This is a genomic window from Brevibacterium sp. RIT 803 (genome assembly GCF_016892625.1).
GTDB lineage: Bacteria > Actinomycetota > Actinomycetes > Actinomycetales > Brevibacteriaceae > Brevibacterium.
Genome location: NZ_JAFEMW010000007.1, coordinates 51,617 through 72,933, shown reverse-complemented (window position 1 = coordinate 72,933; position 21,317 = coordinate 51,617). Strand labels below are relative to the sequence as shown.

General features: G+C 61.8%; 18 protein-coding genes and 1 tRNA gene. 9 read left to right on the top strand and 10 right to left on the bottom strand.

All coding sequences use genetic code 11. From position 1 onward, the window contains the following. Positions 1 to 197: 197 nt before the first annotated feature. Genes JTF07_RS20180 through JTF07_RS20170 form a run of 3 tightly spaced genes read left to right on the top strand, consistent with a single transcriptional unit; the run spans position 198 to position 4,676 of the window. Positions 198 to 1,187 (top strand): AAA family ATPase, encoded by a 990-nt coding sequence (locus tag JTF07_RS20180; protein WP_204235976.1) that lies wholly within the window; start codon positions 198 to 200, stop codon positions 1,185 to 1,187. A 4-nt stretch (positions 1,188 to 1,191) separates the two neighbouring features. Then, positions 1,192 to 2,340: a DUF58 domain-containing protein gene (locus JTF07_RS20175; RefSeq protein ID WP_204235975.1), complete on the top strand. Its 1,149-nt coding sequence runs from the start codon at positions 1,192 to 1,194 to the stop codon at positions 2,338 to 2,340. Beyond that, a complete protein-coding gene (locus JTF07_RS20170) occupies positions 2,304 to 4,676 on the top strand; it encodes a transglutaminase TgpA family protein (protein WP_204235974.1) in 2,373 nt (790 codons plus the stop codon). The genes JTF07_RS20175 and JTF07_RS20170 overlap by 37 nt, the downstream gene beginning before the upstream one ends. A gap of 459 nt (positions 4,677 to 5,135) precedes the next feature. Here JTF07_RS20170 and JTF07_RS20165 read toward each other — a convergent pair whose 3' ends face one another. After that, positions 5,136 to 5,546 (bottom strand): DUF3040 domain-containing protein, encoded by a 411-nt coding sequence (locus tag JTF07_RS20165; RefSeq protein ID WP_204235973.1) that lies wholly within the window; start codon positions 5,544 to 5,546, stop codon positions 5,136 to 5,138. 130 nt (positions 5,547 to 5,676) lie between these two features. Further along, positions 5,677 to 6,936, bottom strand: coding sequence for a DNA polymerase IV (dinB, locus tag JTF07_RS20160; protein ID WP_204235972.1), 1,260 nt, complete (start codon positions 6,934 to 6,936; stop codon positions 5,677 to 5,679). A 66-nt stretch (positions 6,937 to 7,002) separates the two neighbouring features. Between dinB and JTF07_RS20155 the strand changes: the two genes are divergently transcribed. Both JTF07_RS20155 and JTF07_RS20150 read left to right on the top strand, forming a co-directional pair. Next, positions 7,003 to 7,545 (top strand): hypothetical protein, encoded by a 543-nt coding sequence (locus tag JTF07_RS20155; RefSeq protein ID WP_252199982.1) that lies wholly within the window; start codon positions 7,003 to 7,005, stop codon positions 7,543 to 7,545. Beyond that, positions 7,542 to 8,747: a polyprenyl synthetase family protein gene (locus JTF07_RS20150; RefSeq protein ID WP_204235971.1), complete on the top strand. Its 1,206-nt coding sequence runs from the start codon at positions 7,542 to 7,544 to the stop codon at positions 8,745 to 8,747. The genes JTF07_RS20155 and JTF07_RS20150 overlap by 4 nt, the downstream gene beginning before the upstream one ends. A gap of 33 nt (positions 8,748 to 8,780) precedes the next feature. On the opposite strand, the gene JTF07_RS20145 is transcribed toward JTF07_RS20150, so the two are convergent. Beyond that, positions 8,781 to 9,131 (bottom strand): Rv2175c family DNA-binding protein, encoded by a 351-nt coding sequence (locus JTF07_RS20145; RefSeq protein WP_204235970.1) that lies wholly within the window; start codon positions 9,129 to 9,131, stop codon positions 8,781 to 8,783. A 130-nt stretch (positions 9,132 to 9,261) separates the two neighbouring features. Between JTF07_RS20145 and JTF07_RS20140 the strand changes: the two genes are divergently transcribed. Both JTF07_RS20140 and JTF07_RS20135 read left to right on the top strand, forming a co-directional pair. After that, positions 9,262 to 10,407 (top strand): lytic transglycosylase, encoded by a 1,146-nt coding sequence (locus JTF07_RS20140; RefSeq protein WP_252199981.1) that lies wholly within the window; start codon positions 9,262 to 9,264, stop codon positions 10,405 to 10,407. Continuing rightward, positions 10,404 to 12,515, top strand: coding sequence for a protein kinase domain-containing protein (locus tag JTF07_RS20135; RefSeq protein ID WP_204235969.1), 2,112 nt, complete (start codon positions 10,404 to 10,406; stop codon positions 12,513 to 12,515). The genes JTF07_RS20140 and JTF07_RS20135 overlap by 4 nt, the downstream gene beginning before the upstream one ends. A 144-nt stretch (positions 12,516 to 12,659) precedes the next feature. Here JTF07_RS20135 and JTF07_RS20130 read toward each other — a convergent pair whose 3' ends face one another. Genes JTF07_RS20130 through gcvH form a run of 4 tightly spaced genes read right to left on the bottom strand, consistent with a single transcriptional unit; the run spans position 12,660 to position 16,002 of the window. Then, a complete protein-coding gene (locus JTF07_RS20130) occupies positions 12,660 to 14,054 on the bottom strand; it encodes a class II 3-deoxy-7-phosphoheptulonate synthase (RefSeq protein WP_204235968.1) in 1,395 nt (464 codons plus the stop codon). A gap of 10 nt (positions 14,055 to 14,064) precedes the next feature. Then, complete coding sequence (locus JTF07_RS20125) at positions 14,065 to 14,550, bottom strand: bifunctional nuclease family protein (protein ID WP_204235967.1); 486 nt, start codon at positions 14,548 to 14,550, stop codon at positions 14,065 to 14,067. Between the two features lie 10 nt (positions 14,551 to 14,560). Then, entirely contained in the window at positions 14,561 to 15,598 is a 1,038-nt protein-coding gene (locus JTF07_RS21060; RefSeq protein ID WP_502710976.1) for an FHA domain-containing protein, read from the bottom strand. Then, positions 15,598 to 16,002: a glycine cleavage system protein GcvH gene (gene gcvH, locus JTF07_RS20115; protein WP_204235966.1), complete on the bottom strand. Its 405-nt coding sequence runs from the start codon at positions 16,000 to 16,002 to the stop codon at positions 15,598 to 15,600. The genes JTF07_RS21060 and gcvH overlap by 1 nt, the downstream gene beginning before the upstream one ends. 232 nt (positions 16,003 to 16,234) lie before the next feature. Here gcvH and JTF07_RS20110 point away from each other — a divergent pair. Beyond that, positions 16,235 to 16,308, top strand: a tRNA-Pro gene (locus tag JTF07_RS20110). A 99-nt stretch (positions 16,309 to 16,407) separates the two neighbouring features. Here JTF07_RS20110 and JTF07_RS20105 read toward each other — a convergent pair. Next, positions 16,408 to 17,631 (bottom strand): MFS transporter, encoded by a 1,224-nt coding sequence (locus JTF07_RS20105; protein ID WP_204235965.1) that lies wholly within the window; start codon positions 17,629 to 17,631, stop codon positions 16,408 to 16,410. Next, the gene (locus tag JTF07_RS20100) at positions 17,628 to 19,058 is read right to left on the bottom strand and encodes a sodium:proton antiporter (RefSeq protein ID WP_204235964.1); all 1,431 of its coding nucleotides are present in this window, start codon (positions 19,056 to 19,058) and stop codon (positions 17,628 to 17,630) included. Before JTF07_RS20100 ends, JTF07_RS20105 begins: the two co-directional genes overlap by 4 nt. Before the next feature lie 134 nt (positions 19,059 to 19,192). On the opposite strand from JTF07_RS20100, the gene JTF07_RS20095 reads away from it, so the two are divergent. Then, positions 19,193 to 20,740, top strand: coding sequence for a sugar porter family MFS transporter (locus JTF07_RS20095; RefSeq protein WP_252199988.1), 1,548 nt, complete (start codon positions 19,193 to 19,195; stop codon positions 20,738 to 20,740). A 61-nt stretch (positions 20,741 to 20,801) separates the two neighbouring features. On the opposite strand, the gene JTF07_RS20090 is transcribed toward JTF07_RS20095, so the two are convergent. Then, entirely contained in the window at positions 20,802 to 21,302 is a 501-nt protein-coding gene (locus JTF07_RS20090; protein WP_204235963.1) for a DedA family protein, read from the bottom strand. Positions 21,303 to 21,317 lie beyond the last annotated feature (15 nt).

Genomic DNA, 21,317 nt, shown 5'->3' with positions numbered 1-21,317 from the left:
AGCTGCGCAGTCCCCCGACCTCCGGGCCCGTGACTGAGACACCAGAATCAGACCCCCGCGCCGGCGCGGCCGGAGATGCAGAACATGACTGCCCGGACGACCGAATGGTGACCACCCGAAGGGTCGAACGATGACTGCCCGAATGGCCGAACGATGCCCGTGTGGATGGAGGAGACGGGATAGGGGACAATGGGATCATGTCGATCAGCCAAGAAGGTACTCAGGCCAATTCCGTGATCGGTGCCGAGCACATCGAATGGGTGCAGCAACTCACCTCACGGGCACGCACAGCAATGAACGCCGTCCTCGAAGGCAAGGATGAAGCAGTCGGACTGTCCCTGGTTGCGCTCCTTGCCGGGGGCCATGTCCTCCTCGAGGACGTGCCCGGAGTCGGAAAGACTCTGTTGGCACGAGCCATGGGCAAGGTCGTGGATGGCTCGGTCAGGCGCATCCAGTTCACCCCCGACCTTCTGCCGACTGACGTAGTCGGCGTGAACCTGTTCAATCAGGAGACCCGGCACTTCGAGTTCCGGCAGGGCCCCGTGTTCGCCAATATCGTCATCGCCGATGAGATCAACCGCGCCTCCCCCAAAACTCAGTCCGCGATGCTTGAGTGCATGGCCGAAGGTCAGGCCACCATTGACGGCGAGACCTACCCGATGCCATCGCCGTTCATCGTCGTCGCTACCCAGAACCCGATCGACATGGAAGGTACGTACGCGCTTCCCGAGGCACAGCGGGACCGCTTCATGACTCGAATCTCACTGGGCTACCCCGAAACTGCTGACGAGATCGATCTCCTGGACAACCAGATCGAGCACGATCCGCTTTCCAGCGCAACCCCGGTGACCAGCCTCGAGCAGATCAACCAGGCCAGGGGAATCGTGCGACATGTCAGTGCGGCCAGAGAGCTGCGCGAATACATCGTCTCCATCCTCCATGCCAGCCGCAACGACGAGGCCATCCTTCTCGGCTGCTCGCCCCGAGGTGGTGTCCACCTTCTCCGCGCTGCCAAGGCTCGCGCCGCGCTCTCGGGACGGACCTTCGTGACTCCGGATGATATTCAGGCTCTGGCTCCCTACATCTTGGCTCATCGGATCATCCCGCGCGATGGTGACGATTCGGAGCTGGCAGCCGAACTGATCGGCCGTCTCCTGGCCCGCGTACCCATTTCGACGGTTCAGTGACCACATGCGTCTGAGCACCTCAGGAATCATCTTCGTCCTCGCTGGAGTCGCACTGATCATCACTGCATATCGGTTCGCGCTCCCCGGGCTGCTGCCTGCTGGAATTCTGCTTCTCGCACTGGTCATCCTTTCGGCGCTGCTGATCACCTGGGGCACCCGCCGCGTTTCGATCACGCTGCGGACTGGACTGCCCACCGTGGCACTGCCTCAGTCCAGAGACCGCTACCCGCTTGCCCATGAGGGGAAAGAGGTTCAGGTCGAGGCACTGGTGACGAACACCGGGCGTCTGGCCATCCCGTCCTCGACCATCAGCTTCGTGGCAGGCGAGGGCTTCGGCGATTCCACAGTCGGGCAAGTTCCACCTCTGGCCCACGGAGCATCTCAGACCGTTCTGACGTCCTTCACCCCGAATCGTCGTGGTCTCAGCGGAGTGGAAACTGTGCTGATCACTGTCTCGGGACCCTTCGGCCTGGTGACGAGGAAGAAGAAGGTTATCGCCGGCTACCCTGTAGCTGTCTCGGTGCCAATCCTGCCTGCACGGATTCCCACCGACTCGGCGATCAGACCAGCCCGCTTGGATGACGGCAAGGTCCGTGCCGGTCACACTGCTCGAGACTTCCACACACGAGAATACGTTCCCGGAGACGATCTCCGACACGTCCATTGGCCGAGCACCGCGAAGTCCGGTGAACTCATGGTCCGTCACGAAGCCGACGAGGAGACGCTCTATGCTCTCATCGTCGTCGATCTCAAGGGTGACGGTGACCGACCGGACGCCCTTGAAATCGAATTCCTCCTGGCCGCGGCGGCCGCGGCCGGCACGGCCTTCCTGCGTGCTGGCTATGAGGTCTTCGTCGTCGCACCTGGCCATCAGATCAGGTTCAAAGGACAGCGCGATATCGACAGACTGCGATTGCTCACCGCCCTCGTCGAGGCCGGCCGAGTGCAACTGCCTTCCCATGACAACCCCAACCACATCGTCATCTGCGCGGTCGACGACGCTCGAGGAAACGAGCTGGCGGCCCAATTCTCCCGGCGCGTTCCGGTGACCGTCCGAAGCCTCGACGACATCAATGACCTCACGATGGTGGGACTGAGCGAGGATCTGCCCGAATCATGGACCGCATTCGATTCGAAGCGGGTGAAGCGATGAACCCCGAAACATCAGAGAGTTCAGACAGACATTCCCCGGCGTGGCTCGAGGCCTGTGCCGTGTTCGTGGCCATGGTCTTGGCCGCGATCGGACTCTCCGCCGTCTTCTCCGACTTCGCCTGGCTTCCCTCCGTGCTCATCTCGATTCTCCTGATCGTTCTCGTCGGCGCGATCTTCCGCAGTGTCCCGGTCCTTCGGGCCACCGGAGCTGCCGTCATCGCGCAATGCGTCGTGGGTCTGATCGCAGTCCTCGTGCTATGTGCACCGAGCACGCTCATTCTCGGCGTCGTGCCCACCGGCAGTTCATTCACCACCGTGATCGACCTCCTGTCTTCGGGAGTCAGCGACCTGTACGCCACGACTCCCCCAGCGCCCAGCACTCCTGGCTTCACCACGATGCTCACGATCGCGTTCACGCTGATCACCATCCTCATCGACGGACTCGTCTCCGACCTCAGAGCTCCTAAGGTGAGCGGCGTTCTGCTCCTGGTGCTGTGGATGATCCCGGTCTTCTTCGCCCCTACCCAGGTGAGGTGGTGGCACGTCGTCGCCATCTTGGCGGCATTCCTCATCCTCATTCTCAGCCCCTACTTCCCTGCAGCGAAGTGGCGCGGCGGTCTGACCGCAACCGTGGCTGGAGCTGTAGCCGTTGCCATCGGCATAGGAGCTCCCGTGCTCCTGCCGGAGGTTCCGACCCTGCCTGATCGCGCAGCGAGCGACAAGGGCGATCTCACCGTGACGAACCCGTTCCTCGACCTGCGTGCCGATCTGGGTGACCGCGACGATTCGACCCTCTTGAACTACACCACTTCGGAATCCGAAGGGCAGCCGATCAGGCTGACCTCGATCAACTCCTTTGACGGCCAGTCGTGGGCACCGACCCCGTTCCCGCTCGACCCCTTTGCGATCGCGAACGAGGGATTGCCCTGGCCGCAGGGACTGCCACGTGAGAAGAACTACAACGAAGAGCGCATCGACGTCACAGTCTCTGACGAATACGATCAGCAGTATCTCCCCACCCCGTACGCCCCACAACAGCCAACTGGCTTGGACCGGCGCTGGATCTATGACGAGACGTCGCTGACAATCGTCGGCAATGGCGAGAAGTCGGGTGGACAGGACTACTCGATGGAGTATCTCTCCATCAATCCCGACGTCAACGATCTGCAGAGCGCGGCACCGGTGAACTCCAGTGATTTCGAGACGGAACTCGAAGTTCCGGACAGCCTGCCGGGCAGCGTGAAGGAAACCGCTGAGAAGATCACCGCGGACGCAGACAACCAATGGGAAGCCGCTGTCCTGCTCCAGGCCTACTTCCGAAGCGGCGACTTCGAATACTCGCTGGATGCTCCCGAGAGGGCCAGCGGAGATGCGATCTCTGACTTCCTCGTCGATAAGAAGGGGTACTGTGTTCAGTTCTCGTCAGCCATGACGATCATGGCTCGGACGATGGGAATTCCGGCACGCATCGGCGTCGGTTACGGCGAGGGCACCAAGAGCGGTGAAGGCTTCGAGGTCAGCATGCAGGATTCGCATGCGTGGCCGGAACTGTACTTCGAGGGAGCCGGATGGGTCCGCTTCGAACCCACTCCAGGCGGTCCAGCCGGCGACCCGCCGAAATGGACGGTCGCCAGCGGCAACACCGGAGGGGACTCCGAGGAGGATTCCGAAGAGACCTCGTCACCGTCTGAGGAGCCCACACAGGGCTCCGAGGAATCGGAGGCGGCGGAATCCGAGAGCTCCAGCCCCGAAACATCTGCGGCTGGGGAACCAGCTGGTGCGAATCTCGGTACGTACCTGTGGGCGGGTCTCTTCGTGCTCGCGGTCCTCCTGCTTGCAGCCATTCCGGCTCTGTGGAGACTCATTCTGCGTCGTCGACGCACACGTGACCCTGACAAACTGGAGAAGGTCTGGACGGAGATACGGGCGCTGTCGACCGACTATGGTCAGAGCCTCGACCCCAGCCGAACGTTGCGATACAACGAACTCGTATTGGCCAGCAGAGCCGGTGGAGGGACCGCTGAATCTGAGGACCCCACTGCGGAACCTGGTTCTTCGTCTTCTGACGCGCGTGGCGATTCCAGTGATGGATTCACCGCGCTGCGCAGCCCGGCCCCGCCGTCAGGGCCACGCAGCGCCGGCGATGACACTGCATTGTCAGCCTTCGTCGACGCTCTTGAAGCCCACCGCTACGGTGCGAGTGAGAAGAGCATCTCGTCAACCGAGGTCAGTGCCCTCATCGACGAGGTCAGGACCGACCTCGCAGACAACGCGTCTCCCGGAAACAAGATCACCGCCAGAATCTGGCCGGCAAGCATCTTCAATCCACCGCGCTGATTGCAATGCCCTGTTGCTGCCCCGGATGCCTCCCGCGTCCGGGGCAGCTCCTATTCCATGACTGCGCCTGTTCATGACTGCGCCTGTTCAAGGTGCCATCGTTGCAGCCCTCATTGGGCTCGGCTCTCCCCGCCGCCGTCTGATGTGAGCAGGTGTCCTCCGAGCGCATCGGAGTGCCCGAATCCGTGGACTCTGTGCCTGCAGACGCCGACGCAGGCCGATAACGATGCGTGACGGCGCTGCGGATACCGAAGCCAATGAGGATGATGCCTGCGGATGCCGATGCGCTGTCGAGCACGAAAAAGCGCCCTCTCTGCAGAGGACGCTTCGTTTGGGTGGATTGTGTACCAAGTATTCATCGGGGCGTATCCGCGGACGATGACAGTCGGCCCGCAGGTCATCCGGCTGACAATCAGTCTCAGCAGCCAGCCTCAGCGGCGCGACCGAGTGCCGCAAGAATCATTCGCCGCGCTGGCGCTTCTCCCACCGGTCTTCGATCCGATTCATGAAACCGGACGGCCCCTTGGCCTCAGACTGGGGACCTTTCGAGGGCTGAGCACGCTTGGCCTTGTCGCCGATCTGACGCGGGCGGCTGAAGGCCCAGTACATTCCGGCAACCATCAGCCCGAAGCCGACGACACCGAGGATGATCCACCATGTGCTGTTCGTCACCATCGAGATGGCGAAGATCGCTGCGGCAAGTCCTACAAGCGTGAGCAGAATACCCAGCACGAATCGCTTCGCGGAGAACCCTGGCCCATTAGCTGCTGCCTGGGTTTCTGAAATATTGCGTGCGAAACGTGGGTCTTCACTGCGCAGCTGCTTCTCCAACTGATCGAGCAGCTGCTGTTCGTGATCGGAGAGTGGCATCTCGAACCCCCGTTTCCTTACTATGGCCTGATGACACAATCATAGTCTCTGAACACTGAAAAAACATCTTGAGGACCGTTGCATCCCCTGGATTCTCACTGCGTCCTCAGACTATGAGTCACCTCACTGCCTAATCGTGGTCAGGACCCGTATTTTCGGGGTCGGGGCGCCTTTTGAGCAGAGACGCCTGCGAGATCGAAGCGGTCCCGAATTTTTTCCGCACATCGTCAAGAGCGACCTCTGCTTCCCTGCCTGAGTGCTCAGCCTCGTCCAATCTCGCCTGTCTGCCGCTGGCGGCGAAGTCCATGAGACCGGCCGCACGGATACCCAGCAGACGCACCCCCTTGGATTTCTGCTCCCGCAGATTCCTCATTGCCGGCCGCAGGGACTCATAGATCTCACGGGCGAGGTCAGTGGGAGCATCAAGAGTGATCGATCGCGACAATGTGGTGAAATCACCGAGTCGATATTTCAATCCCAAAGTGGTGGCGACCTTGCCTTCGGCCCGAACCCTGTGCGCAACTTTGTCCGACAGCCGCAGCAGCTCGTGCTCAAGCTGACTCAGATCCCAGACGTCGTCATCGAAGGTGTGTTCAGCGCTGATCGACCGATCCTTCACCTGCCTGTCCATGCCATGTGAGTCCAGTCCGTGGGCGCTGCGCCACAGATGATGGCCGTGGGCACCGAATACCCGACCTGCCCATGCTTCGTCGACTGCTGCCAAGTCCCCGATCAGACGAATGCCGTACTTGAAGAACCCATCCTTCGTCTTCTCCCCCACTCCTGGAAGCGCCTCGATCGGCATCGGATCGAGGAATTCCTGAGTCGCCGACAGAGGGACGAGCAGCTGCCCGCGCGGCTTGGCACGGGTGGACGCGAGCTTCGCCACGACTCGACTGCCGGCTATCCCCACAGAGGCGTTCAGCCCCGTCTGTGCTTCGATCTCAGCTCGAAGCTCGGATGTGATCACCACCGGCGATCCCAATCTGCGCACCGCTGCTGACACGTCGATGTACGCTTCGTCGACACTCACCTGGTGAAAATCAGGTGTCACCTCGCTTACCAGGTCGAAGACCTTCTGGGAATACGAGGAGTACAGGCCATGCGAAGGAGGGATCACCTCGGCGAAGGGACAGAGCCCTATCGCCCGCCCCATGGGCATGGCCGCGTGCACGCCGAACTCACGAGCCTCATAGCTCGCCGAAACTACGACGCCTCGCCCGCTGCGACCGCCGACGATGACGGGCCGGCCGAGAAGTTCCGGGCGGCTCAGAAGCTCCACCGACACGAAGAAGGAGTCCATGTCCAGGTGGAGCATCGTGGCTCCGGCATCGTCCGTCCCGAGACGGCTGAGATCGCCACCGGATCGTGACAGCTGTTTACGACTCATCGAGCACTCATGTGTCTGCGCTGGCTCCTTTCGGCTCCCGTCGCCGAGTCCGGGTAGTCTGTAGTCATGGTAACGCGCGCCACTGTCATGACATTGCCCCTCGCCGCCGCCCTCCTCCTCGCGGGATGCTCGGGACCGGCCAACGAGGCGGCCGAAGGATCACCCACTCCGGAGAAGACCCAGTCTTCGGCCGCAGCCTCGACGTCCGAAGGTTCGGAGGCCGCGAACAGCGAACAGCCGAGCAAGGATTCCGAAGCTGCCGACACCGACGTCGAGGATCTCCCGAAATACCTCAAGCCCTATCCGGACTCGACTGTGCTGTCGAGCGCCCGTGCGAAGGCCGAGAACGGAGCCGATTCAGGAAAGCTCGAAGAGGTCAGCCTGGTCATGAGCGCCAAGGCCGAACCCAAGGACATCTTCTCGTTCTACTCCAAGGCCCTGAAGAAGGCCGGATTCGAAACCTATGGCGACGAGATCAAGACGAAGAGCGCCCAGGTCGTGAACTTCCGACACAAGGACAATGAAGGACTGCTCGTCGTCACAATCGCCAAGGACCCCGCAGAGAAGGCGAATTCGATCGTCACGGTCGGCGGGAACATCGTTCCATGATGGGTGCCGATTCTCCGTCTGCGGTTGGGACGGAGACCGCGGAGACACCAGCGCCTTCCGGCCGGAACAGCACCATCGAAGCCCTCGATTCCCCTGAATCCATTGCGGCCGAGGTATCGACGAGAATCGAAGGGTTCCTCGAATCGAAAGCGGCCGAGTTCCTCGCGATCTCACCCGATGCGCACGACATCGGGCGGGCGCTCCTCGACTTCACACGGGGAGGGAAGATGATCCGTCCGGTCCTGCTGTGGTGGGGCTACCAGCTGGCAGCCGGAGACGATCCCTCAAGGGACAGCATGACCGGGGGCGTTGCCGAGGCCGCCGGGTCGCTCGAACTTCTCCACGCGGCCGCTCTCATCCACGACGACGTCATCGATCATTCCGATACGCGTCGTGGCAAGCCGGCTCTGCATCGCCAGTTCGAGTCCCATCATGCCGACCGCAGCTACCAAGGCGGAGCCGAGCCCTTCGGAATCGCAGCCGCCATCGTCGTCGGAGACATCTGTCTGGCCCTCAGCGAAGAGCTCTTCGAGAGATCCCAGGCAGTCTTGGGCATCACTGCCTCGGCACGAGATCTGCGTGCCACCATCCGCAGGGACGTGATGGTCGGGCAGTACCTCGACGTCCTGGCCGAAGTAGTCCCGCTAGAGGACGAACGCATCGGCGAAAGGGCCTGGGAGGTTCTCAGCTACAAGTCCGCGAAGTATTCGGTCGAACAGCCGCTCCTTCTCGGCGCGGCCTTGGGAGGTGCCGACGAGGAACAGCTTGCGGAGATCTCCAAGTTCGGATTCCCGCTCGGTCAGGCATTCCAGCTTCGCGACGATGTGCTCGGCATCTTCGGCGATCCCGCTGCCACCGGTAAACCAGCCGGCGATGACATCCGAGAGGGCAAACGCACCGTGCTCATCGCCGAGAGCATGAAGAACCTTCGCCCTGAGCAGCTTCAGGTCATGGCCGAGCGTCTGGGTGACCCGAATCTCTCCGACGACGAGGTCGACGAGTGCGTGGTGATGCTCACCGAATCAGGCGGTCTCGACGCGGTCGAATCCTTCATTCGGACCAAGTACGACGAAGCACTGTCCGTAGTCCGCGAATGGGCGGATAGAGGTGCCCACGCTGACGCAACTCGGACAACGATCGGAGTCGCGGCCCAGAGACAACTCGAGGGGTTCGCCGAATCTCTCAGCTATCGGACGAGCTGAGAGACTTGGCTGAACGTTGCGAAGGCCGAGGTATCAGAAGGCCAGGGCCTGGGCCCGCCGTCTGACCTCTTTGCGATTGCCGGCCCGCAGCAGATCGATGGGACGCCCAGGCAGAGATTCATCCGGGGTGAAGAGCCAGGCGATGGACTCGTGGTCGTCGAAACCCGCATCCCGCAATGTGCTCAGCGTGCCCTTCAACGGGGTCAGCACCGAGCCGTCGACGAAGAACGCCGTCGGCACCTTCATCACTTTGGGTGTCCCGTGCTTATAGCCGCAGATCGCACCGTCTTCCAAGAGCCTGCGCACCTGCATGATGCCAAGACCCGTCGACTCGGCGATATCTGGCAATGTGGCCCAATCCTGGACGAGTTCTTCCGTATTCACATCCTCAAGCCTAGCAATATTTGAGAGAAACACCCCGCCATGCGGAGTCGAATGCTCGGGTGCAGGCCGGGCACTCGATAGTCTGGAGTGTGAAACTTCCCCCATCCGATATGAAGTCAACAGGTGACAGATGACACGTATGCGACGGAATCCTCAGGTGCCCGTAACCGCCGCTCCTGACATCCGTGCTGCTTCAAAGGTGAATTCCACAGGCCCCATTCCGGGACTCACCGACCCCATCCCCACGGATGATGACAACGCTGACCTCGACTTCTCCGAGGCGGCCCCCTCCCCCCGTACCGACGACCTTGAGAGCTCCCCCGGCACGCTGAACGATTCCCCAGCGTCGGCATCGGTGACTGCCCCGGGGCCGCAATGGACGTCTGGAACAAGCGGCGAGACCATTCCAGTGACTCACGGCGGTCGCACCTACAAAACCAGAGAAGGCGACACTCTGTACGGAGTCGCCAGCAAACATGGCGTTTCCGTGCCCGCTCTGGCTGAGCTCAACCGCATCTCGCCACGTCAGAATCTCCATCAGGGCCAGGTGCTGTCCCTGCCTGAGAAGAACGACCTGCCCGATACCGACCCTTCGCATGTCGTCGCGCCGGGCGAAACTCTGCCCGGGATCGCCGCCAGACATCAGATGTCGCCCGGCAGCCTGCGTCGTGCGAATTCGATGGGCGACGACTCGTTCCTCCAGGTCGGCGAGTTGCTGCTGCTCAGAGATTCGACGGCGCGACGGCATCGCACACCGCCCCAGCCACCGACCGACATCCCGCGCGTCGCCACGAGCGCACAGGTCGAGGGCATCAGGCCCACTGTGCTCGCAGCCGCACGACTGAACAAATTCACTCTCCTGCAGAGAACACATCCGGCACCGGCCCAGGCCCGATTCATCATTGCGTCAATCGCCGAGGAACTCGGAGCCGACCCGGCACTGATGCAGGCTGTTGCCGCGCAGGAATCAGGTTTCCAGCACACCACGGTCTCGGCTGGGAATGCCATCGGCATCATGCAGGTCACTCCCCGATCGGGCAGGTGGGCCAGTGATATCGTCGGCCGCAGTCTCAATCTCCTTGATCTCGGCGACAACATCGTTGCGGGCACAGTCATCCTGGGGTGGCTGATCGAAACTGCAGAATCGGAGAACGAGGCGCTGGCCGGCTACTATCAGGATCTTCGCTCCGTGAGATCCGAGGGATTGCTGCCCGAGACGAAGGCCTTCGTCCGCGCCGTTCAAATGCAGCGACAGCGAATGCAGGAGGCGCTATGAGTGCCCGCACGGATCCGCTCATCGGCACCATTCTCAATGACCGGTACAGCATCGACGCGAAGATCGCGCGCGGTGGAATGGCGATGGTCTACCGCGGCACCGATCTGCGCCTTGACCGTGAGATCGCGATCAAGGTCATGCATGACCACCTCATCAGCGACGACACCTTCGTCGAACGGTTCCGACGCGAGGCCATCAACGCCGGACGGCTGACCCACCCGAATCTCGTGGCCATCCATGACCAGGCCCGCGACGGCGACACTGTCTATCTTGTGATGGAGTACCTGCCGTCGGTGACTCTGCGCCGCGAGCTCAAGCACCGGGGCACCTTCACTCCGCGTCAGGCGATCGTCGTCCTCGATGCAATCCTCGCCGCACTCGAAGCAGTCCATTCCACAGGAATCATCCATCGCGATCTCAAACCCGACAATGTCCTCCTCGGCACCGATGGTCAGGTCAAGCTAGCGGACTTCGGCTTGGCGCGGGCCGTCACCACTGCGACGACGACCAAAACCCTGATCGGCACCGTCGGATATGTGGCGCCTGAGCTCGTCACGCGTACTGGTGCGGATATCCGCACCGACCTCTACACGGTCGGCATCATGTTCTACGAGATGCTCACCGGGATGCAGCCCTATACGGATGAAGTCCCCATCCAGGTCGCCTACCGCCATGTACATGATTCTGTACCGCCTCCGTCAGACCAGGTCGCCGGATTGAGTCCGCGCCTCGACGCCCTGGTGCTGTGGGCGACATCAAAGGACCCCGTCGACCGTCCCGATGACGCCGCGCAGTTCCGTCATGCCCTTGCCGAGGCCCGATCCGAGATGAGCGAGAGCGAACTCGACCTCGGCGACCCCAATGTCGTTCCGGGTGAGCACTCCCCCGCGCTGACAGCGAGCATCGATCTCGGAGCTGAAGCTCCGAAGGAGAAGCGATCGCGCACCGACGAGATCCCCTACCTCGAGAACGACGAAGACAATGAGAACGCCGAGGCGAAGCACCCCGATACTGACACCGGCCAAGGGTCTGGCGCGGCGGAGACAAACGCAGCGGCTGGTGCCGTGGGCGTTGGTGCCGCTGGTGCCGCCGGTGCCGGTGCGGCTGGAGTCGGTGCCGCTGGTGCGGCTGGAGTCGGTGCCGCTGCCGTCTCGAAGGCAGACGATCCGGGGAGTTCATCCGACGGTCCGTCCCAGGAGAACACCGATCACGGTAATGAGAACGAACCCGAGCACGGCGAAGACGAGGCCGCCGACAAAGCCACAGTCGCGGCGGCTGCAGGCACAGCCTCGGCCACTGCAGCACCGAACCGTCGACGCAGACGACGACTGGCTGCAACCGTCGGCGCTGCGTTGCTCGTGCTCGCCCTTGTGGCCTGGCTAGTCATCGCAAACCTTCCCGCGCCCACCTCGATCGTGCCGGCCCAGCTGGCGGGCAAGGACCTTGACAAGGTGACCTCGCAGATCGAGGACACCGGTCTCGACGCGCAGCCGAAGGAAGTCTTCGACGACAGCGTCCCAGCTGGTGTCGTCATCGGAACCGACCCAGTGGGCGGATCCGAACTTGCCCCGGACTCGACCGTCACGGTCGTCGTGTCCAAGGGCGAAGAGATGTTCGCCGTTCCCAAGCTTGAAGGTCTCAGCGCCGAGGAGGCCAAGGCCGCCCTGAAGAAGGCGAAGTTGAAGCTCGGCAAGGTGGACGAGGAGTACAGCGACTCGGTCGACAACGACGATGTCATCTCAGCGTCGAAGAAGCCGGGCGAGGACCTGTCCAAGGACACCGAAGTCGATCTCGTCGTGTCCAAAGGTGTCGAACCGACTCCCGTGCCCAATGTCGAGGGTCTGACCTTCGAAGCCGCATATGCCACACTGGCCAAACGCGGATTCCGTGTGGGCAAGGACGAGGTCTTCTCCGACGACATCCCTAAGGGCAAAGTTGTCTCACAGTGGCCGAAGAGCTCTGAGGCGAAACCCTATGACTCTCTCATCATCGTCCGTGTCTCCAAGGGCAAGGAGAAGAAGGAAGAGTCCAAGGACGACAAGAAGGACGAGAAGAAGAAGGACGACGACAAGGACAGCAAGAAGGACGACAAGAAGAAGGACGACTGATCTGATCGATCAGGGTCCTTCTCCGCTGCGGGTCTCTTCCTGAAGCCGAATGAAATCACAGGTGGCCGTGCGATTCGTTCGCACGGCCACCTGTTTCGCTGTTGTCTGAGAAGACGAGTCGACGCCTGTCGGCCGACACTCACATCAGTTGCGACGAGTCAGGTACTCCGCGACCTGGAAGGCCATCTCGAGTGACTGGTCGTGATTAAGGCGAGGATCGACGAGTGTCTCATAGCGACGGCGCAGGCCCTCGTCATCGATCTCAGTCGCTCCGCCCATGATCTCTGTGACGTCGTCACCGGTGAGTTCGATGTGCAGTCCCCCCGGAATGGTCCCGGCTTCCTGATGGGCGCTGAAGAACCCTTCGACTTCGGCCATGACATCCTCGAACCGGCGTGTCTTGTACCCGGTATTCGAGGTGATGGTGTTGCCGTGCATCGGATCGCAGACCCAGGTCACGTGCGGCAGACGGTCACCGACTCCGGCAAGCAGCTTCGGCAGCGCCTCGGTGATCTTCCCTGCGCCCATGCGAGTCACGAAGGTCAGTCGGCCGGGCTCGGCACTCGGGTCGAGCTTCTCAGCTAACGCCAGCGCTTCATCCGCGGTGGCCGTCGGACCAAGCTTGACGCCGATCGGATTGCGGACCTTCGACAGGAAGTCCACGTGGGCTCCGTCGATGTCACGGGTGCGCTCGCCGATCCACAGGAAATGTCCGGACACGTCGTAGGCCTCGCCTGTCCGCGAGTCGATCCGCGTCAGTGCGCGTTCGTATTCGAGCAGAAGAGCTTCATGAGCGGCGTAGAACTCGGTGGTCCTCAACGCATCGAAGTCAGCTCCGCACGCATCCATGAAGCGGATGGCACGATCGATCTCGCGCGCAGTCTGCTCATAGCGCTGGTAGCCGGGGTTCGATGTCAGGAATCCGCGATTCCACTCATGGACGAGGCGCAGGTCTGCGAAACCACCCTGAGTGAAGGCACGGATGAGATTGAGCGTGGACGCGGAGACATGGTATCCCTGCAGCAGTCTCGCTGGATCGTGACGGCGTGACTCCTCGGTGAACTCATAGCCGTTGACGATGTCGCCGCGGTAAGAGGGAAGCGTGACGCCGTCGCGCGTCTCCATATCCGCGGACCGGGGTTTGGCGAATTGGCCGGCCATGCGACCGATCTTGACGACCGGCATCGAACCGCCGTAGGTGAGCACTGCCGCCATCTGCAGCACAGTCTGAACTCGGGCGCGGATCTTGTCAGCTTGCGCACCGGCGAAGGACTCGGCGCAGTCACCACCGGCAAGGACGAAGGCCTCGCCGCGAGAAGCAGCTGCAATGCGCTGTTTGAGGACGTCGGCCTCGCCCGCGAAGACCAGCGGAGGAGAGCTGCGCAAGCTGGTCAGTGAATCGTCGAGGGCCTGACCATCGAGATAGGTCGGCTGCTGCTGCGGATTCATCTCACGCCAGTCGTCTAGACCGCTGAAATCGTTCGTGCCCGCTGGGGCGCTGTCTCTGTTGGCGAATACCGGATCGATATGGAGGCTCACAATCGTTCTTTCATGGTGTTTCGGTACCGGTTTCGAAGTCCTCGGCCGAGACGTTGTCGAGGAAGTCGCGGAACTGGGCCACTTCCTCTTCGTCAGCCGCTGGTGCTTCGATTCCGGACTCTTCGAGAAGTTCTGAATCGACGTAGACGGGGCACTGTGCCGTGAGAGCCAGTGTCACCGCGTCAGATGGTCGTGCCGAGATCGACTTTCCATCGTTCGTATGAAGTTCGGCCAGGAAGATCTGCCCATCGCGGCCGGTGATTGTCACGTCAGCCAATGATGTTTCATATGCTTCGAGCGTGTCGAGCAGCAGCGCATGTGCCATCGGTCGCGGCGGGGTCAGGCCCCGCTGCGCGATCGAGAGTGCATTTGCTTCGATGGCTCCGACCCAGATGGGCAGGTAGTAGGCCGGTTCAGTTGCTTTGAGCAAAAGGATCGGCTGGTTGGCTGGCATCTCGATGCGAACACCAACAACCTCAACTTCGATGTTTGACATTATCCCCCGGTCAGGAGCGCGGACGCTGCTGGAAAATCATCCGGAACTTGCCGATCTGCACATCGGCTCCGTTCTGCAGTTCAATGGAATCGATGAGCTGACGGCCCACATAGGTCCCGTTGAGCGACCCGGTGTCGCGAAGCGTGAATCCGCTTGGAGTTCGAATGAACTCGGCGTGCTTGCGCGAGACTGTGACATCGTCAAGGAAGATGTCCGCGTTCGGGCTGCGACCCACCGTCACCACATCGGTGTCGAGCAGAATCTGCGAACCCGAGTCCGGGCCCGAGACGACGACGAGCAGCGCATCTGTATCCTGCAGACCCTCAAGGTCAGGCACAGGGTGGATCTCGCCGGTATGCGGATCCAGAATTCCGTGGAACTGTTGGCTGCCGGAATCGTTGGAGACCGGGCCGTCATTGCCGTACTGCTGGCCCTGACCATTCCCGTCGTAAGGGTTCTGGCCCTGGCTGCCGAACGGCGGCTGACTGCCGTGCTGAGGCTGATTGCCGTACTGCGGTTGGCTGCCCTGACCTTTGGGATCCTGTGGAATATAGCCACCGCTCTGGGGCTGATTTCCCTGTGGAGGGTACTGACCCTGATCCTGCTGGTGCTGCGGCTGCTGATAAGGAGGCTGCTGGCCCTGCTGATACTGGGGCTGCTGACCGTTGTTGTACTGACCCTGCTGTCCCTGGTTCTGCGGGGCAGAATACTGACCGTATCCGGGGCCCTGCCCACCGTTGTGCTGCGGAGCATTGCCGTACTGCGGTGCCTGCGATCCGTTGTCCACCGGTTGCTGGCCGTAGGGAGGTGTCTCCTGCGAAGCTGGTCCTCCCTGTGGCTGCGACTGGGCAGAGGTGTGGACGTTGCCTTGGCTGCCGCCGCCGTTCTGGCCGTATGGGTCGATCACCGGGTTATGACGCGTCTCGGGGTCCGTGCTCTCATCACCGTTGCCGGCGCCGAACGGAAACTTCTTCGATTGCGGCACTTGACCGTTGTCATACCAGGTCTGCGAGGGGTTGGGACGACCTTGATCGTTATTCTGCGACATTACGCCTCCTCGCTCTTAATGAGCTCTTGGTACTGCTCGCTGTCCAACAGCGCGTCAACCTGCTCTGGATCACTGAGTTCGACGAGATACATCCAACCATCCTGGAATGGGGATGAATTCACCGTCTCGGGAGCGTCGTCGAGTCCTTCGTTGACTTCCGTGACCGAACCGGACACGGGTGCGATGAGATCGGACACGCTCTTCGTGCTCTCAACCTCACCACAGGATTCTCCAGCAGTGGTCTTATCGCCGACATCAGGAAGATCGACATACACGACATCACCCAGCTGTTCCTGGGCAAAATCGGTGATACCCACCCGCACAACCGCACTGTTGTCCGTGGTCTCGACCCATTCGTGGTCGCGTGAGTATCGCAAGGTCACTGGATAATCCAGGTTTGCCATGTCGACTCCTCTTAGCTTGTTGGTCCTCCAAGCATAGCCGCCTGAGGTGGTTTCATAACAATCACGAAACAGAAATGTTACTGATCCTCGGGACCAGCCAAGGCTCGCACCCACCTCTCACGTGACTACCTGGGATGATACCCGTTTTTTCGAGGTCACGAAACGCGGTTTTGGCACTTGGCCGGGGATCGTTATAGGCTGGGTCTCGTTGCTTTCCGAAGCAGCACGGATACGGGCTATAGCGCAGCTTGGTAGCGCGCTTCACTGGGGGTGAAGAGGTCGTGGGTTCAAATCCCGCTAGCCCGACCGTCTGATGTGTCGCGACGTCGTTCCTACGATGTCGCGGCACATTTTTCATTTCTGGCCCAGGTCCGTCTCGCAACATCGTTCCGGTCATGTCTCACGTCATCGTTCCGCCTGTTCCTGCTTTCCTCCGAGCTGGCCAGCGAAGATCATTGTGACAGCGCCGATGACGATCAGCACGGACAAGCCCCAGCGGAGCGTGCCGAGGCTGGCGATGATACCGACCAAGGGGCTTGTGCCCAGGAATCCGACCCTCATGATCCAATTGACCAGCGTCACACCTCCGGCTTTCCCCACACCGGGAATGTGGGCAGCGGCTCCGAGCGCCCCTGGAACCAGAGTCGCCGATCCGTACCCCATGAGTGCCAGTCCGACCAACAGCTGAATCGGCTCGACGGCGGTGACGACACCGATCCCGCCGAGGGCGATGAGGCCTCCCCCGAGGCGAGCTATCCGGCTTGAGCCCAAGCGCTGGACCAGGAAGTCCCCGCTGAAACGGCCCAGACACTGACTGCCGATGACCACGCTGAAGGCGATTCCGGCGGTCGCGGCAGACACCCCGCTGAACTCAACAGCTGCTATCGCGGACCAGTTGTTCGCAATGTCCTCCACAGCCGTTCCGCAGATTGCGACGACGGCCAGGGGCAGTGCCACCAGCAGAACCGCACGCTTCGAACTTGGTCGAGCACCGGTTGAAGGTTCGCTGACACCGGCTGCGGCTTCAGCGTCAACTCCCGTTCCTGCCAGCTGTCTGCTCTGGCCAACGTCTGAGATCAGCCTGCGGGCGAACATGATCACGATGAAAGACACCACCGCGATCAGGGCCAGATGGACCCTCATGTCCACGCCGTTGCCTGCAGCAATGGTGGCAGCAGCACCGCTGGCGAGACCTCCGAGACTCCACAGCGCGTGCATCGACGAGAGAATGACGCGCGACAGGCTCTCCTGAACCCCGATGCCGACGACGTTCTGCGCCACATCCACAATGGCATCGAAGAAGCCGACGAAGAACAGGCAGGCGGCCATCATCCAGCCATTGACCGACCACGCTGTGGCGGCCGCGGAGAGTCCCAGGAGAAGAGTGCCTCCCACGACGACTGCATTGGCTCCGAACCGTGAGATGAGGTGCGCCGGGACGACAGAGGAGGCGATGGCGCCGAGGGCGAAGGAAGCGACGACGAGCCCGAACTCCCAGGAATTCAGTCCCAGTCGCTCGACCAGCAGCGGGTACCACGGCAACAGGGCTGCGAACATGAGTCCGTTGCAGCTGAAGTAGAGACCGACGCCGGCTATCGCGCGGGCTCCGGAGCCCGGCCGATGGCTCATTCGCCGGACTCGCTCGCCCGGTCGATCGAGCCCGGTCCTTCCTTCGCTTCATGTCGGCCTGCTCGCACATTCAGCCCGGCCCGCCCGAGCACGAGCAGAGTCAACAGGACCCCGAGGAGCTTCCACCACACGCCATCGGTCATGAACAGCAGCACCATTGCTGCCAGGATCGGGGCCAGGTGGGACATCGACCACCCGACATAGCCTCCAAAACTCGGCATGGCCACGTTCGCCGAGTCCGCAACAGATTTCACCATGAAGTTCGGCCCGTTGCCGATATAGGTGATCGCCCCACCCATGACTGCACCTAGGGACACCGCGATCAGCAGAGTCTCTGCAACCCCAGCCACCCGAGGCTCCCCCGGCACCTGAGAGGCCATTTCGAAGAAGGTCACATATGTCGGAGCATTGTCGAGCACCGAGGAGAGGCCACCGGTGAAGACGAACAGAGAGATCTCATTGAGCGGTATCCGGTGCGCGATCTGACCAAGGTAGGCCAGCGCCGGCATCATCGTGAGGAAGATGCCGATGAACAGTGCTCCGACTTCCAGAATCGGGGTCCATGTGAATTTGTTGAGGTTGAAGCGGGCGCCTCGGTCTCCGAAGAGGAACGACGCGATTGCGGCTGTGAGCATCACGACCTCGCGCCAGGGAACGTACTGCGACAGGCTCGCGTGCCCGGATTCGACCGCATGCATGTCGATCGAGGGGATGAAGGCGACGGCGATGATGATGACAGCGAGGAAGGCGAGTCCGCTCGCCCCTCGCAGCCCCAGCTTGGTGACGTACTCCGCATCCTTCGCCAGCGCCTCGGCGGGCTCCTTCGCATACATTCTGCGATCGAGTGCATAGAAGCTGATCAGAAGCAGCGAATTGACGAACAGCCAGTATGGCCACAGCCCGAAGGTCCACTCGAAGGGAACGCCGCGCAGCATTCCGAGGAACAGCGGCGGATCGCCCAGCGGGGTCAGGAGCCCACCGCAGTTGGCCACGATGAAGATCGTGTAGACGACAGTGTGGGTACGGTGCCTGCGGTCCTGGTTGGTGTTGAGGATCGGCCGGATGAGCAGCATCGCCGCCCCTGTAGTGCCGATGAACGATGCGAGCACTCCGCCGATCGCCAAGAAGATCGTGTTGTTCTTCGGCGTTGCCTTGATATCGCCGACGAGGAAGATTCCCCCTGAGGCGACGAACAGGCTGCCGACAAGAACGATGAAACGGAAGTACTCCACCAAGGCATGGGAAACGGTGGAACCGGCTCCGCCGATGACGAACCACACAGCGATCGGCACGCCGAGGACCAACGCCACTGAGAGTTTGACGAGATTGCGGTCCCAGATCTTCTCAGTGGCCGGTATGAGCGGCAGGACTGCGATGCAGCCCAACAGCAGAACAAACGGCAGGATACTCCACCAGGCAACAGCCATCCGGCGGTCCCTTTCTCATAACGGTGATGACGAGTTCCACCGAGCTCGTCGACGATGACGTGGCACCACTCTACTGACAATCGGGTCCGATCCCCGCAGTGGCCCACCTCACGGACAGTCGCGTGCTCAACAGCATGTCGGTGGCATACCCTGGGGTGCAGCTCATCGACGTCACATTCGCGCCGCGTGCCGAATGTCATCTTCAGGAGGAGACTCGCTTGTCTCAGAATTCCCCATCCCCCGATGGCAGACTGCACGGTCGAGAACGGGTGAACTCCCGTATCGTCGGGATCTCACTGGCCGCCGCGCTGGGCGGATTCCTCTTCGGCTTCGACACGGCTGTCATCAACGGAGCCGTCGACGCCCTGGCAGAGGAGTTCGCTCTCAGTGCTGGCCTGAAGGGTTTCGCCGTCTCCTCGGCGCTGCTGGCGTGCGCACTCGGAGCCTGGTTCGCCGGTTCTCTGGCCAATCGCTACGGCAGACTCCCCGTCATGGTCGTCGCGGCGGTCTTGTTCTTCGTCTCTGCCGTGGGCTCAGGTTTGGCCTTCGGAGTCACAGATCTCATCATCTGGCGCATGGTCGGCGGCCTCGGTGTGGGCGCTGCCTCCGTCATCGCTCCTGCCTATATCGCCGAGGTGTCCCCCGCCCGGGTGCGTGGTCGCCTCGGGTCGCTGCAGCAGCTGGCGATCGTGACCGGTATTTTCGCGGCACTCCTGTCGAATGCGCTTCTGGCCTCACTGTCCGGCGGAGCAGCCGATCCACTGTGGTTCGGAATCGAAACCTGGCGCTGGATGTTCATGGTCGAGGCACTCCCCGCTCTGGTCTACGGACTCATGGCATTGGGACTTCCGGAGTCTCCGCGGTTCCTGGTGGCCCGTGGCAGAGAGGACGAAGCCGCACGAGTTCTGCGAGTCTTCACCGGGGTCACCGACACCGATTCCCTCATCGAACGGATCCGCGACTCGATCCGACGGGAGGACAAAGAGTCCTTCAAGGACCTCATAGGCAAACGTCTCGGCCTCAAGCCGATCGTCTGGATCGGAATACTGCTGTCCGTGTTCCAGCAGTTCGTCGGCATCAACGTCATCTTCTACTACTCGACGACACTGTGGAAATCGGTCGGATTCGACGAGTCCAGCGCCCTTCTGACCTCGGTCATCACTTCGGTGACGAACATCGTCGTGACGATCGTGGCGATTCTCCTCGTCGACAAGGTCGGACGTCGGAAGATGCTGCTGGCCGGTTCGTTCCTGATGGGCATCGCCTTGGCGATGATGGCGGTGTCATTCTCGTTCGCCGAACTCGCCACCGCGGCCGATGGCACCACCAGTGCCCAGTTGGAAGCGCCGTGGTCGATCATCGCGCTGATCTCCGCGAATGTGTTCGTCGTCGGATTCGGTGCCACATGGGGCCCTCTGGTGTGGGTGCTCCTGGGCGAGATGTTCCCCAACCGGATCCGTGCCGGTGCCCTGGCTGTGGCTGCTGCGGCCCAGTGGATCGCGAACTTCGCCATTTCGACGACGTTCCCGATCTTCTCCGATATCAGCCTGACCTTCGCCTACGGCTTCTACGCCTTCTTCGCGATACTCTCGTTCTTCTTCGTCTGGTGGAAGGTTCCCGAAACGAAGGGAGTCGAGCTGGAGGACATGACCGAAGAGCTCACGGTGCGTCCACACGACTGACTCCGCCGAGGCTGTCCCCTGGGAGGGTCTGTCACGCCGAGGTAGTTCCGAGCAGGACCGGTCAGGCCGTGCCGTGGGCGGCGGGCTCGGTCTGCTCGTCCTTCTTCTTCAGCCCGATGAACAGGCCGAGGATGGCCAGGACGAAGACGGCGCCGAGCCCGATCGTCAGTCCGGGCTCCGCCTGGTAGGCCGTGGCCAGGGCCTTGAAGCCGATGAGGCCGACGGTCGAATAGATCAGGGCCCACAGAGACCCGCCGACGACGAGAGCGGGGAGATAGCGGCGGTAGCTCATGCCGCTGGTTCCAGCCGCCAGATTGAGCACGGTCTGGACCCCGATCATGAGGAAGCTCACAGCGATCACCGGCGCACCGAAACGCTCGATCATCGCTTCGGCCTTTCGGTATTTCGGACCGGACATGATCGTGTCGATGCGTTCGATCCTGCGAATGCCCTTGCGTGCCAACCGCCCCAGGAGGAAGGTTCCTCCCGCGCGGGCCAGGATGATGCCGAACAGGATGAGCCACGTCACGGCGATGGGAAACGACCAGTTCAGTGGGTTCATCGTGAATCGTCGCCC